Annotated in this window: 11 protein-coding genes; 8 read left to right on the top strand and 3 right to left on the bottom strand. The window is 48.2% G+C overall.

Going from position 1 to position 14,742, the window contains the following annotated elements:
• The first annotated feature begins 361 nt into the window (after positions 1–361).
• The 3 genes from putA to ACXAH1_RS18075 all read left to right on the top strand — a co-directional run bounded on the left by putA (position 362) and on the right by ACXAH1_RS18075 (position 6,552).
• A complete protein-coding gene (putA, locus tag ACXAH1_RS18085; RefSeq protein WP_475198587.1) occupies positions 362–4,165 on the top strand; it encodes a bifunctional proline dehydrogenase/L-glutamate gamma-semialdehyde dehydrogenase PutA in 3,804 nt (1,267 codons plus the stop codon).
• Positions 4,166–4,355: 190 nt separating this feature from the next.
• On the top strand, positions 4,356–5,576 hold the full coding sequence (locus ACXAH1_RS18080) for an aromatic amino acid transport family protein (protein WP_475198584.1): 1,221 nt from the start codon (positions 4,356–4,358) through the stop codon (positions 5,574–5,576).
• 91 nt (positions 5,577–5,667) lie between these two features.
• A complete protein-coding gene (locus tag ACXAH1_RS18075) occupies positions 5,668–6,552 on the top strand; it encodes a hypothetical protein (RefSeq protein WP_475198583.1) in 885 nt (294 codons plus the stop codon).
• 448 nt (positions 6,553–7,000) lie between these two features.
• Here the strand turns inward: ACXAH1_RS18075 and ACXAH1_RS18070 are convergent, their stop codons facing one another.
• The 3 genes from ACXAH1_RS18070 to pomA all read right to left on the bottom strand — a co-directional run bounded on the left by ACXAH1_RS18070 (position 7,001) and on the right by pomA (position 9,402).
• Positions 7,001–7,525: a hypothetical protein gene (locus ACXAH1_RS18070; protein ID WP_475198582.1), complete on the bottom strand. Its 525-nt coding sequence runs from the start codon at positions 7,523–7,525 to the stop codon at positions 7,001–7,003.
• Positions 7,526–7,699: 174 nt separating this feature from the next.
• Positions 7,700–8,632, bottom strand: coding sequence for a flagellar motor protein MotB (locus ACXAH1_RS18065; RefSeq protein ID WP_054017278.1), 933 nt, complete (start codon positions 8,630–8,632; stop codon positions 7,700–7,702).
• Positions 8,633–8,634: 2 nt separating this feature from the next.
• Positions 8,635–9,402: a flagellar motor protein PomA gene (gene pomA / locus ACXAH1_RS18060; RefSeq protein WP_138543906.1), complete on the bottom strand. Its 768-nt coding sequence runs from the start codon at positions 9,400–9,402 to the stop codon at positions 8,635–8,637.
• A gap of 241 nt (positions 9,403–9,643) precedes the next feature.
• Here pomA and xseB point away from each other — a divergent pair, with 241 nt between their 5' ends.
• From xseB to ACXAH1_RS18035, 5 genes are all read left to right on the top strand, one after another.
• Positions 9,644–9,889: an exodeoxyribonuclease VII small subunit gene (gene xseB, locus ACXAH1_RS18055; protein WP_253046128.1), complete on the top strand. Its 246-nt coding sequence runs from the start codon at positions 9,644–9,646 to the stop codon at positions 9,887–9,889.
• Between the two features lie 3 nt (positions 9,890–9,892).
• On the top strand, positions 9,893–10,780 hold the full coding sequence (ispA, locus tag ACXAH1_RS18050; RefSeq protein WP_475198580.1) for a (2E,6E)-farnesyl diphosphate synthase: 888 nt from the start codon (positions 9,893–9,895) through the stop codon (positions 10,778–10,780).
• Positions 10,781–10,991: 211 nt separating this feature from the next.
• Positions 10,992–12,851, top strand: a complete 1,860-nt coding sequence (gene dxs / locus ACXAH1_RS18045) for a 1-deoxy-D-xylulose-5-phosphate synthase (protein ID WP_054017292.1) — start codon at positions 10,992–10,994, stop codon at positions 12,849–12,851.
• A 209-nt stretch (positions 12,852–13,060) separates the two neighbouring features.
• Entirely contained in the window at positions 13,061–13,915 is an 855-nt protein-coding gene (locus ACXAH1_RS18040) for a mechanosensitive ion channel family protein (protein WP_475198578.1), read from the top strand.
• A gap of 11 nt (positions 13,916–13,926) precedes the next feature.
• Positions 13,927–14,739, top strand: a complete 813-nt coding sequence (locus tag ACXAH1_RS18035; RefSeq protein WP_475198576.1) for a magnesium transporter MgtE N-terminal domain-containing protein — start codon at positions 13,927–13,929, stop codon at positions 14,737–14,739.
• The last annotated feature ends 3 nt before the right edge of the window (positions 14,740–14,742 follow it).

The following is a 14,742-nucleotide window of genomic DNA, read 5'->3' as shown; positions in this document are numbered from 1 at the left end:
TTCTGTGCAGCTTCGCAATTACCCGCAAATTTACCGTAATCAAAAAAAATAAGACAGCATATTCTGCTGTCTTTTCGATAGAATGTCCCCGAAATTTGACGTAACCGCCACATTAAGATCGTATCCGTGGCAAACCATTTATTAGAACGCGAGACTGGCTAAAAGTTGAACACACCCTGAGGTGTGTTAAGGTTAGCACTATGACCGCATCATATTGTCGTAATTGAGACTTCTTGCAGGTGCCACTCAAACTTTGCAGGCACATAAAGACTAGCAAGCACTTACCAACCTTGTTAGCATGCAAAGCATTAAGTTGTTCAATTTACAATCATTTTTGACTCTTATTTTATGAGGCTGAGTTATGCTTTATAACGGCGATTTGACAACCACCTGTCCTATCAGACAGAAGATCCGCGATTTTTACCGCATCGATGAAAACGAAGTTATCGACCATATTCTGCCGCTGGCAGAAGTCGGCGTAACGGCACGTAGCCGTGCCTGGGAAAGAGCCCGTCAGATGGTTTTGAATATTCGTCGCGATCAGGATGGCCAGAATGGTGTAGACGCACTGCTGAACGAATTCTCTCTGTCGTCAGAAGAAGGCGTAGTACTGATGTGTCTGGCTGAAGCCCTACTTCGCGTGCCAGATAAAGAAACTCAGGATCAGCTTATTCGTGACAAACTGGCCAAAGGTGACTGGAGCTCGCATTTAGGTAGCAGTGATTCTCTGTTCGTCAACGCCTCTAGCTGGGGCCTGTTGGTTACTGGTAAAATGGTGAACTACAGCGATAAAAATCAGGAAGAGCAGTTTGGTGTTCTGAAACGTACCATTGGCCGCCTTGGTGAGCCGGTGATCCGTAAGTCTGTAAACTTTGCTATGAAGATCATGGGTAAGCAGTTCGTAATGGGTGAGACCATTCAGGACGCCATTACCCGCGCCGCAGAAAAAGAACAAAAAGGCTATGTATACTCGTACGATATGCTGGGCGAAGGCGCACGTACAATGGCCGACGCTGAGCGCTACTACCAGAGCTACATGAATGCGATCCATGCCATTGGTAAAGCAGCGGCGGGTCGTGGTCCAATCAAGAGCCCGGGCATTTCTGTTAAGCTTTCTGCTATCCACCCGCGTTATGAGTTTTCTCACAGCGACCGTGTAATGGACGAGCTGGTACCAAAGCTGAAAGAACTGGCTGTGGCGGCCAAGCAATACGACATCGGCTTTACCGTAGATGCTGAAGAAGCCGATCGACTGGACATTTCTTTAGACGTAATTGAAGCCGTCTTCTCAGCTCCAGAGCTGGATGGCTGGAATGGTTTCGGTCTGGCGGTACAAGCCTATCAAAAACGTGCCATTTTCGTTGTTGAATGGGTTGCTGATCTGGCACGACGCGTTGGCCGCAAGCTGATGGTCCGCCTGGTAAAAGGTGCCTACTGGGATACTGAAATTAAAACCACCCAGCAAGACGGTTTAGACCACTTCCCGGTATTTACCCGTAAAGCAACCACCGATGTGTCATATAAAGCCTGTGCCATCAAGCTGCTGGAAGCGCGTGACGTGTTGTTCCCACAGTTTGCCACACATAACGCCTACACAGCCGCAACCATCCTTGAAGTTGCAAAAGGCGACAACACTGGATTCGAATTCCAGCGTCTGCATGGCATGGGTGAATCACTATTTGATCAAATCGTTGAAAGCGAAGGTATTCAGTGCCGTGTTTATGCACCGGTTGGTCACCATGAAGACCTGCTTGCCTACCTGGTACGTCGTCTACTGGAAAACGGCGCTAACTCATCGTTTGTAAACGCCATTGTCGACACCACTAAGCCAGTAGAGTCATTACTGCCAGATCCGGTTGAAACCCTGCAAGGCCTGCGCAATAAGTACAACAAGCAGATCAGCCTGCCTATCGAGCTATACGGTGATGAGCGCCCGAACTCAAAAGGTATGGATCTGACTGATATCAATGTACTGACGCCATTTAAAGAGAATCTGGACAACTGGTTCAACGAGCACCGCATTGAAGAAAGCGACGTGCCTGAAGGCCGTATGGCCGTGCGTAACCCGGCCAATCACACAGAAATTGTCGGCCATGTTCCTATGCACGATGACGCCTACATGCAAAGCATTCTGAGCAATGCCGAAAATGCCTTTGCCGAGTGGTCACAAACGCCTGTAAAAGAGCGTGCGGATCTGCTGCGCCGCGTTGGCGATATTCTTGAGCGTCATCACGATGAGCTGGTTGCTATCTGTATTAAAGAAGCTGGTAAAATCACTCAGGATGGCATCGATGAGGTCCGTGAAGCTGTCGACTTCTGTCGCTACTATGCGGCGCGTGCCGAAGAACTGTCGAAAGATGAGCGTTTTGAAGCCCGTGGCGTGATTTTATGTATCAGCCCATGGAACTTCCCGCTGGCTATCTTCCTTGGTCAGGTTGCCGCTGCCATTGTGACTGGTAATACAGTTATAGCTAAACCTGCTGAGCAAACCAGTATGATTGCACTGCGTTGTATCGAATTGATGCGTACCGTCGGTTTGCCAGAGCATGTTGTTCAGCCGGTTATTGCCCGTGGTAGCGAAGTGGGTAAACACATTGTACCGGATGAGCGTATTCAGGCCGTGATGTTCACAGGCTCTACTGAAACCGGCACCCTGATTTCACAGATCCTGGCTGAACGTAACGATATTCAGGTACCTCTGATCGCAGAAACGGGTGGCCAGAACTGTATGGTGGTTGACTCAACAGCACTGCCTGAGCAGGTTGTGGATGACGTGATTTCATCTGGTTTCCAAAGTGCAGGTCAGCGCTGTTCTGCATTGCGTGTCTTGTTCCTGCAAGAAGATGTGGCTGACGGCATTATCAAAATGCTTCAGGGTGCACTGCAAGAGCTGCATGTTGGTGACCCGGCGATGTTATCTACCGACGTAGGTCCGGTGATCGACGAAAAAGCATTGAATGCCTTAACCAAGCACGTTGACTTTATGAAGAGCAACGGCAAGCTATTGTTCGAAGCCAAAATCCCGGACAACAGCGAAAACGGCGCGTATTTCTTTGCACCGCGTTTGTATGAAATCTCTGACCTGTCAGTACTTAAACGTGAAGTCTTTGGTCCGGTCGTCCATATTATCCGCTTCAAAGGCGAAGATCTCGATAAGGTGATAGACCAGATCAATGGCACAGGGTACGGCCTGACCATGGGTGTTCACTCACGTATCGAAGCGCGTTGCGAGTACCTGGCAAAAATGTCTCGTGCGGGTAATGTCTACGTTAACCGTAATATGATTGGTGCCATCGTTGGTGTTCAGCCGTTTGGCGGTCGTGGCCTGTCTGGTACTGGTCCTAAAGCGGGTGGTCCAAACTACCTGTTGCGCCTGGTTAAAGAAAAAGCGTCTCCGGATAACGTGCAGATGACCAATCTGACACCAGATGAGCTGGAAACACACCACTTCCCGGGTGCCGTTGAGCAGGTTGAAGCTCTGATGCAGAACTCGCTGCGCGACGAGAAGATCTGGCGTGCAACGCCGCTAAATGACCGTGTTTCTGCGGTACGTCAGCTACTTGCTAAGGTAGCCACGGTTGAGATCATCGACGAGTTGGCTGATGACTTAGCCCTGACGCTGGCGGATGCCCGTGCCCAATTGAACCGCCTGGAAAAACGCATGCGTTCACACATCGTATTACCTGGGCCAACGGGTGAATCTAACACCCTGCACCTTGAGCCTCGCGGCTGTGTAGTATGTTATGCCGATAAGAGTACCTCGTTTAACTTCTGGGCGCTGTCGGTCATTACAGCTCTGGCTGCCGGTAACACAGTAATTACGGTTGCCTCTGAGTTATTCTATGAAGAAGCACAGGCGTTCCGCGATAAGTTTATCGCAACTGGTGTTGCCGAAGGGGTATTCCAGGTTGCTAAGCCAAACCAGTTACAGGCTATTCTGGCGCATCCTCACCTGTCTGGCGCAGTGGTTGCTGCCCGCTCATCACGCCTGGGCTACTTCAGTCAGCAACTGGCTGCGCGTAAGGGCGCTATTTTGCCAGTGATCAGTGCAGAGTACTACGATACGTTGATCAGCCGTCTGGTGACAGAGAAAACAATTAGTATTGATACCACGGCATCGGGTGGTAATACCTCTCTGATGACACTGGTAGAAGATGACGAATAATAGAATTCGTTAAATCTTAATTTCACTTAAGCCGGCATTCGCCGGCTTTTTTTATATTTAATATCAATGGCCTTAACACAGTTGTAATGCACAAATTACAAGCCTGTACCTTGATTTGTAGCAAAACTATTTCATTTTTTAGTTAACCGTTATATTGTGCCTGCTTCTCTCACAAAGTTAGGGGCTATGTGTGCAAAAGAACAAAACCATCGGTAGCATGTTAATTGTCGCCGGCACCACAATTGGAGCTGGCATGCTGGCGTTACCTATCGCCTCAGCAGGCCTGGGCTTTACCACTGCTTTACTCTTAATACTGGCAACCTGGGTGTTAATGACTTATACCGCATTACTGATGTTAGAACTGCACCAGTACGCCAGTAAAGAAGCGACCTTAAACACGTTAGCCAAGCGCATTTTAGGCAAGAAAGGTCAGTATATTGCTAATTTCTCCATGGTCTTCCTATTCTATGCCTTGTGTGCAGCCTATATCGCGGGTGGAGGCGCTCAGCTACAAGAAAAACTTACAGCCTTAACCAATATGGAGATAGCACCTCAGGCAGGCTCAGTGTTGCTGGCCGTACTTGTTGCAACAATCGTCACTCTGGGCACCAGTACAGTTGATAAACTCAACCGTGTTCTGTTTGCAATCAAGATAGTTGTTTTGGCCAGTTTGTTTTTTGTTCTGACTCCCTATGTGCGCGGGCAGCACTTATTAGATATGCCGGTAGAACAAGGACTGATCATCTCTGCACTACCCGTTATCTTTACGTCATTTGGTTTTCATGGCTCTATTCCTTCCATCGTTAAATACGTAGGGCTGGATATACGCACTTTAAGAAAAGTGATGATAGTCGGGGCCTCATTGCCCTTAGTGATTTATATCGGCTGGCAGTTGCTCAGTCAGGGCGTAATGGCGCAGAGCGCCTTGCTCAACAGTGAAGGCTTGCCTGGCTTCGTTGCCAGCATTTCTAATATTGCCCACAGTCCGCAAGTAAGTACGTTTGTTACCCTGTTTGCCGACCTTGCGCTGGCAACGTCATTTCTGGGCGTCAGCCTGGGTCTGTTCGATTTTTTTGCAGACGCCTTTAAAAAACGCAATACCGTATCTGAGCGAGTGATCACTGCACTGATTACCTTCTTGCCTCCTCTTGGCTTTGCACTGTTTTACCCGCAGGGGTTTATCATGGCACTGGGCTATGCCGCTATCGCACTCGTTGTGCTCGCTATTTTCCTTCCCGTTACTATGGTGTGGCAACAGCGTAAAACGCATCAGACCGAAGGCTACAACCAGCCAACTGGCGGCTATCAGGTAGTTGGTGGCAATGTTGGGCTGATTTGTGCGGGTTTATGTGGTGTGCTGATCATTTCTGCACAATGTCTGCAAATGCTGGGTGTGATCCCGGCGCTTTAACAAATAACCACACTTTTTGCCTCGATTTAACTGTGGCTGGCGATATAATGTCCGTACTAAGATATTCCCAGCCGTAGTTAAGAAGGACCGCATGAAACACCTCATCCCCCTCATTCTTCCAACCGTTTTGCTTATTGCCTGTGGCGGAGAAAACAGTGAGCCGTTAAAAGCGGATCCAAATTCGTCAAGTGACAATGGGTCGTCGGATACAAATTCCGCCGTACAAAGTTGCGGCAACGATTTTAGCGCGCAACGCTCGCTCAACGAATTTGAGCGCACCGCAGTTTTCTGGCAAATTGAAGGAGCACGGTTGCAGTCAAAGCCGCAGCTACTCATGTATGCAGACAAGTTTTCATTAAATGCTTCTCACCAACTCAGTTCGGATGAAACACTGTGTTTGTTAGCAGCCGACATATTTGGCTCAAGCGGTGCCCAGACATGGATAGGTGAAGATAGTGGCTCAGTAAATCAGGGCGAATTATATTATTACAGCCCTGCCATTACATTTACTGGTGCTTTACCGGAGTTGGAGTCTCTTGATGACTGGCGCAGTCAAGGCTCTCCTGCACAGACCACATTAACCCCCCCCGCTAGCGACATCACTATCTGGTACCGTGATAAAGATGAAAACCGCTTTACGTTAGGCACGCCAGAAAGCAACCAGAACCCGGTAACAATGAACTGCACCCAAGATGGATTTGCTCTGTCTTATTCACTCTCACAGGTTGCACAAAGCCAGCTGGCTACGTTAAATCCCAGCTTCTGTGAGACTCAGGGAACCGGAGATAATGCAACGACACACTGCTTAAGCGTGGCACTCACAACCACTGATAAACTAGAGTCGTGCCAGTTTGGTACAACCAGCGTGGCGTTGCCTGATAGCTCGGGTAACAAAACAGCCGTTAAGGTCTCCGGCACACTCGCAATAGACAACGATGATGCCGAACTGAGTATTACTCAGATCGACATCAAGTAATGTGTTAATCGCTATCTGTGTAAAAACATCTATTTAGAACCTGTACTTTAGAGACAGGTTCTGACGTTATTGTGTGGCATGTCTGAAACTAGATGCATCAGCAAACGTGTAATACCAATGTGCTTAATTAAGTGTTCTATTTTGAGGCGAGAAAATGGGGTCGATAACAAGGCAAAAATTTTGCTATTTAGTTGTTATAAATGAGAAATTTTTAACGCCGTTAGCGTCATATTCGCTCCTTCAAATAGAACAGGTATGAAGTGAAATTGGTATAACTATGAGTAACGTTATCGACCAGCTTCTTATGCCTAATAACAGGTTATGTAATTGCGCAAATTGGTATCAGAAATGAAATCAGTTGAGGCCCAGTTATATTCAAAGACGCATCAAGTATCAATATGAACTGTGGAGTGCTATGCAACACACAAGGGTCCTGACGAGCCCAGAGTTAGCTGGTTTCTTCGGTGACTTTGTTGGTTTTTCTATTTTTACCTAACACATAGATAAGCGGCACAAAGCATAAGAATACGGTTGCATAATTAACCAAAGGTAATACCGTCATGTACAGGTAACCTGAGTAGCTGAGATCCATCAGATGGCGATCAACGAGCCTGAAAAGTTGTAATAAGGGGGCGGGGATAACCACAAGTTGACAGATGATACTCTGCCACATATACATTTTGTCTTTAAGTGCCCAGTAGGCAACTATGGCGATAAAGAGTACATCCATCGCTGCCCAGTAAATGTAACGGTAGACTTTCCCACCATCGACACTCAAAATTAGGTCGTAGGTTAAATAACCATTGATAAAGAAAACGAGGCAAAGTAACGAGTATCTTAACGCTTGTCTGTCCTTTAAAAAATAGAACAATACAACGGCTATCGACACCAAAATCATCTGGCTATCAATGATCGCTATCAGTGTATTGTGAATAACCGGGACGTGGGGCCCAAGAATATCGATACTCGTCATTATCAGATTATAACCTTACTGCCATTACTTTGGCTGTTCATCACCTTCGTCAGCACCACCACCATTGGAACCCGGCATATACGCGTATTTATTTAGCATTGTTTTCTCCATTAACATTATTAGATTAAAATCCGCTGAATAGCCTAGCCCAAGAATCGGTACCACGCAATACTTCTAGTTGTTTCCACGCACATTTATTGGGTCGGATTCTTTGGCTTTGCCTTGCATAATCGATATTTCCACCCGGCGATTACGTCGTCGATCTACATCCGTTTCGTTGGGGACCAGTGGCCGGGTATCTGCGTGACCAACCACCACCATGCGATTTTTATCAAACCCAGGTACAGTTTGCATTTCAGTTGCAACCGCAACCGCGCGGGTCGCAGACAGATCCCAGTTATTGCTGTAAAGCTCATTTGAAAACTGAAAATCGTCTGTGTGCCCGGACACCGTTATTTCGCCGGGTACATCTTTGAGTAACTGCGCAATGTCCTGGATCACAGGCTTGAATTTAGGTTGTAAGAATGCACTGCCCGATGGAAAAGAGCCGTTTTCCTGAATACGTATGATGATCTGCTGACCAAGTGATTCAAGTTCAATAGCACCATCCATGATTTGTTTTTCAAGCTGTTGGGCGATTTTTTTCACCAACTCGTTTACTTGCTCTTGCTCCGCAGCTGCTATTGCCTGAGTCATGGACTGCTCTTGGGCCGTACTGGAAGATTCACCACCACGCTTGTTGCCCCTTTGTTCTTGTCGACCACCCGCCGAGCTTTCATCCCCAGCCTGAAATTCAAGCATTTGCTGAGTCATCTCAACAGTTTGCTGTTGAATCGTTTCTATTGGTGTCGGCTCGGGTTTACCCGGCGTGAACTCCATCGCAATCACGCTGGTACCTTTGGGAATGTCTTTTACTTCAATTTTGTTCTGTACACCAAACGCAAACTTCATCGAGCCTGCTATTTGCTTAAACTTCAGTACATCCATTTCCGAAAACGCCAGCAGCAGAACGAAGAAGCACATCAGCAGCGACATCAGATCGGCAAAGGTCCCCATCCAGGCAGGTAAGCCTGGGGGGGGACATTTGCATTCGTTCTCGTCCGACATAACTACTCCTCGGCCTCACCACCCCGTTTAGACTCAGGCAGATAATTTTTCAGTATACCTTCAATCACTTTCGGGTTTTGCCCATCCTGTATGCCCAAAATAGCATCCAGGATCAATCGCTGATTACGCTCTTCCTCGTCTTTGCGCAGCTCCAGTTTTACCTGAATAGGAATGGCGACTACGTTCGCTAAAAACGCACCGTATAGAGTGGTCAATAGTGCTACGGCCATAGCAGGTCCGATTGCCTTAGGATCATCCATGTTCGATAACATAGCTACCAGACCAATCAGGGTCCCTATCATACCCATTGCCGGAGCGATATCCGCCAGAGACTTAAACAACCCGGCACCCATCTCATGTCGAGTAGAGGTCAGTGCAATGTCTTTTTGCAATGTTGCCCGGACGACATCGGCATCGTGGCCATCCACCAGCATATCTACACCCTTGCGCATAAAAGAGTTAGGGATCTCCGCTTCTTCTAACGCCAGAAATCCACCTTTACGTGCTGAATCAGCCAGTTCAACAGCTTTTTCAATTAACTCTTCAGGTGTTTCAAGTTTAAACATAAAGGCCTTACCGGCCACCTTACCGATGCCAAAAAACTGGCTCATGGTAAAGTTGGAAAGCACGATAAATATCGAGCCACCAAACACAATAACCACTGATGGAGTGTTGTAAAACATGGCAATCTGGCCATCACTACTAAGTACCATGGACATCACAATCAAGCCAATGGCCCCTAAGATCCCAATCACGGTTGCTAAATCCACACACCCTCCAAAGGAAATTACCCGTTATCTATCACGCAGTTATTATTATCGACAGAGTTATCGGCCAGTTTTGCAATAACTTAACTCAATTATATTAAATTGCCTTGAAAATGCGAATTCATAAGCCATTGGCAATCCCCGCAGACTATATAACGCAAAAAGTCCGAGAGATCTTTGACCTCAATCTGTAATACTCATAAAATTAGGCGTTTTTTAATTTAGCTCAAAGTGAAGAATGCACATGGCGACAAAAAAACCAGAAAACATGAGCTTTGAAGAAGCTGTTGGCGAGCTTGAAGGCATAGTACAGGACATGGAACGCGGCGAACTGACCCTCGAACAGTCACTCAAGCAGTTTGAGCGGGGCATCAAGTTGGCCAATGCTTCCTCACACAAGCTGCAGCAGGCAGAACAGAAAGTCGCAATTTTACTGGGCAATGATGAACAAAGCCCACTGAACGAGTTTACAGACGAGCTGGAACAATAAGCAGTGGATTTACAAGCACAACTTGCCCAAGCCAGAGCCCAGGTAGACAAAACTGTGGCCACCTACTTTACACAGGAACTGGACAGTGACGGTACAGCCATTGCTGCAGCACGCTACAGTATTAGTAATGGCGGCAAGCGATTACGCCCGTTTCTTGTTTACACGACAGGTCAAATTTTTGGGGCAGCGCCTCGTGACCTGGATATTGCAGCCGCTGCGGTTGAATGTATTCACAGCTACTCACTGGTCCACGACGATTTACCAGCAATGGACGATGATGACTTACGTCGCGGCAAACCGACCTGCCATATCGCCTTCGATGAAGCACAGGCTATTTTGGCGGGTGATGCATTGCAGACGCTGGCATTTGAGTTGTTATCTGGACACGCATTCTCAGTACCGGCAAAGAACCAGATTGCCATGATCAATACACTTGCAAAGGCTTCTGGCTTACAAGGCATGGTGGGAGGTCAGGCGCTGGATTTAGCCGCAACCGACAAATCTGTCAGTCTGGATGAACTTGAACGTATCCACCGCTTAAAAACGGGAGCGCTACTCACTTGTGCCATTGAGCTCGGCGCGCTATGTGCACCCGATGTGTCGCCACACACACTTGCCCGATTACGTGAATATGGCAAAAATATTGGCCTGGCATTTCAGGTTCAGGACGACATTCTGGATATAGAAGGCAATACAGAGGTGCTAGGCAAACCGCAGGGTTCTGATCTGGAACACAATAAATCTACGTATCCTGCACTACTGGGTTTGTCAGGCGCAAAGCAAAAAGCACAAGCACTGGTTGATGAAGCAAAGCGGGCATTACAAGACATTGATGCGGACACACAAACTCTGGCTTTGCTGGCAGATTATATCATCTCCAGAGACCACTAAACGATGCAAACAGACTAGCAATCGACTGATAAGTCGCTAAATTAATAACTAGTTCAGTTATACTGTGGTGCATTGCAGCATGTACCTCGAAAATAGCGGTCATAAGTGGCCTGCCAGTATGGCTGAACACCAGAAACAGATTTTATAAATTAAATGGCAGACAATGATGACAGCTAAGTCAGCAAACTCTGCCCAGGATAACATAATCAATATGAGTCTTGATAACAGCAAGTATCCCCTTATGGCTTTGATAGAGCAGCCCGATCAGCTGCGAACTTTGCCGCAACACAAACTGACCGAGTTCAGTAATGAACTACGTGATTACCTGTTAAACTCAGTCTCGCAAAGTAGTGGTCACCTTGCCTCAGGTCTGGGAACGGTAGAGCTTACTGTGGCGCTGCACTATGTCTACAATACTCCCGAAGACCGTTTAGTATGGGATGTTGGCCATCAGGCTTACCCGCATAAAATACTCACAGGTCGCCGTGACAAAATGCATACGATTCGTCAAAAAGACGGTCTGCACCCTTTCCCGTTCCGTGAAGAGAGCGAGTACGACACATTCAGTGTTGGCCACTCAAGTACTTCAATTTCAGCAGCACTGGCCATGGCCATTGCCGCAGAAAAAGAGCAGCAAGGGCGCAAAGTGGTTGCCGTGATTGGCGATGGTGCTATGACCGCGGGCATGGCCTTTGAAGCGATGAACCACGCCGGTGATGTAAAATCAGATATGCTCGTGATCCTCAACGACAATGAGATGTCTATTTCCGAAAATGTAGGCGCATTAAATAATCACTTCGCGCGCATTCTGTCAGGCAGTTTTTACACCAATATCCGCGAAGGCGGTAAAAAGCTACTCTCGGGCGTACCACCCGTCAAAGAGCTGGCCAGCAAGGTTGAAGAACACCTTAAGGGTATGGTAATACCGGGTACCTTTTTCGAGGAATTGGGCTTTAACTACATCGGCCCCATCGATGGTCATGATGTCAATATGCTGGTTGATACGCTGAGAAACATGCGTAACCTTAAAGGTCCTCAGCTGTTGCACGTAAAAACCCAAAAAGGGAAAGGTTATCAGCCTGCGGAAGCCGACCCGATTGGCTATCACGGCGTACCCAAATTCGACCCATCCATACACAGCTTACCTAAATCTAAGCCAAGCGCGCCAACGTTCTCGAAAGTCTTTGGCGACTGGCTGTGTGATATGGCAGAACAAGACGGCAAGTTGATGGCCATTACCCCGGCTATGCGTGAGGGTTCTGGTATGGTGCGCTTCTCAAAAGAGCATCCAAGCCAGTACTTTGACGTTGCAATTGCTGAGCAGCATGCCGTGACTTTAGGTGCCGGTTTTGCCTGTGAAGGCCTGAACCCGGTCGTGGCCATTTACTCCAGCTTTTTGCAACGGGGTTACGATCAGCTGATCCACGATGTCGCATTGCAAAATCTGCCGGTGCTGTTTGCCATTGACCGTGCTGGCATTGTTGGTGCCGATGGTGAGACACACCAGGGCGCTTACGATCTGAGCTTTATGCGCTGTATTCCCAACATGGTGATTATGGCCCCAAGTGACCTGAATGAATGCCGTCAGATGCTTTACACTGGCCACCGCCTGCAGCAACCTGCCGCAGTGCGTTACCCAAGAGGGTCTGCCGGTGAAGCAGAGATTGAGGCGCAGATGACCGAGCTGGAAATAGGCAAGGCAAACCAACTGCGCTCAGGTAAGAAGGTCGCCATTCTTAACTTTGGTACCTTGTTACATAACGCAAAACCAGTCGCAGATGCGCTGGATGCAACTTTGGTTGATATGCGTTTTGTGAAACCACTAGACGGCGACATGGTTGAAAAACTGGCAGCCGAGCATGACCTGCTAGTGACATTGGAAGATAACGCCATCGCAGGCGGTGCCGGTAGTGCCGTCAGTGAGCACTTAGCAGCTGCGCAGATCCTCAAGCCAGTTTTACACCTTGGCATTCCCGATGAGTTCATCAAGCATGGTACTCAGGATGAGATGCATGCCGAAATGGGCCTGGATGCCGACGGGATCCAAAAACGAATCGAAGCGGTATTGTAAAACGCCGCCGCCAGCGATTTTAAAGCCACTGTGTTCACAGTGGCTTTTTTATTTCACCATCACTTGCTGGACAAACCCCGTTTTCAATACAACACTTTAACCAGTAACTTAAAGACCAACCAGCTCTCATTATTGACAACTTCCAGGTTGGTAAACCGGATGGATCGCGATGTTGATAACTTTTCTAACTGCTTTATTCAGGACCAGTCATGGCTGATGGCTCTGCGCTTTTTGACTGGCAAAACGGCGCACATATCGGTTTTGAGCAGCTGCAAAACTACTTTTTTAGTCTGCTTCCTCAACTTTTCGTTGCCGCCATCATACTCCTGCTTGGTTGGGCCTGTGCCTGGTTACTCAGCAAACTGACACTCACGCTGCTGCGGGTACTCAACAAGGCACTAGCCAGTATCCAGCAAAAGGCACGGCAACCCAGGCAAGCGCAGCTTTCTCCCCAACATATAAAGGTCATTTGCCGAAGTGTTTTTTGGCTGACATTGCTGTTTTTCGCCACTGCTGCCACCTCCAGCCTGGGCTTAAGTTTATTTACTGACTCTGCCGCTGCGCTCTTTGCTTACTTGCCAAACCTGATCACCGGTATTCTGATCATGGTTGCCGGTTATTTGCTGGCAGGGCTTATCAGTTCAATGATTAAAGCCAGTGCGCACTCTATTGGCTTTGCCCACACTGAAGCCGCCACCCGCATTGCCCATTTTGTTATTCTTTTTACCGCCATAGTAATAGGGGTAGAACAACTGGGGATCAATGTGCACTTTGTCACCAACCTGGTTATCGTCGTTACCGGCATGCTGTGTTTCGGCGTCGCGCTGGCATTTGGTCTCGGCAGTCAGGAAATAATTGCGAACACAGTTGCGGCCAGACAGGCACAGCGCCATTGCCGAATTAATGATGATATAGACATCGCCGGCGTGCGTGGCAGGCTAACTGAGATCACGGCGACCATGCTGGTCATTGAATCAGATCAGGGACGTGTGCTGATCCCTGCCAGTGTGTTTCTCAAACACAATAGCCACATCACAACCACACAGACGACCGAACACAAATAATAAGGCAGGGTATGTCGACTTTACACCTTAAACTCGCCCAACACTTTATGCAGCAAGAGCCGCGCGCAGCAGCCCGGCGGCTTGAATTGCAAGCTCCTGAGGTTGTCGCCAGTATTCTGTGCACTCTGAAAGATCACGAAGTGGGTGCTGTGCTTAAGGCCATGCACCCCAGTTATACCGCTCAGCTGCTGCCCAACGTGGAGCAAGTACAACAGGCCCGCTGGCTACAATTACTTAATCTGACAGACATTGCAGCCATTTTGCGACATGTAGCAAAGCACTCAACAGATACTTATCTGGCACTGCTACCACTGAAAAAACAAACTATGTGCCGGATGCTGATCAGCTACCCTGACTACACCGTGGGTGCCTGGGTCGAAACCGATGTGCTGACGCTGGATGACAAAATGTCTGTAGAAGATGCCATGCTGCGCCTGAAAAAGCGTGCCTACCGAGGCCCGGCTCGACTTTACGTGGTTAACTATCAACGTCAGATTGTCGGTCAGGTCTCAATATATGAACTCCTATGTCGCTCTGGCGGGCAGCCTGTTGCCGACTTTATGGATAAACAGGTGCCCTGTCTGAGCGGCTATACTGAGCTGGGCAGCGCCCTGTCTGCCAGCGTCTGGGAGCGACAAGATCAGGTTGCGGTGGTCAACCGCAAACAAGGGTTTATCGGCACATTACAACACTACCGCGTGCGCCACGCTCTGAAGCACCATGAGGTGGAGCAAATTGCCCCTCTCGTGAGCAGTGATTTACTCGATGCCTATGCCAGCTCGTTTGCCAATGTGCTCGACTTATTGATCCCGGAAAAACCCTGAAGG

Source organism: Pseudoalteromonas sp. AWH4_217 (genome assembly GCF_056161105.1).
This window is presented reverse-complemented; position numbering and strand designations above follow the sequence as displayed.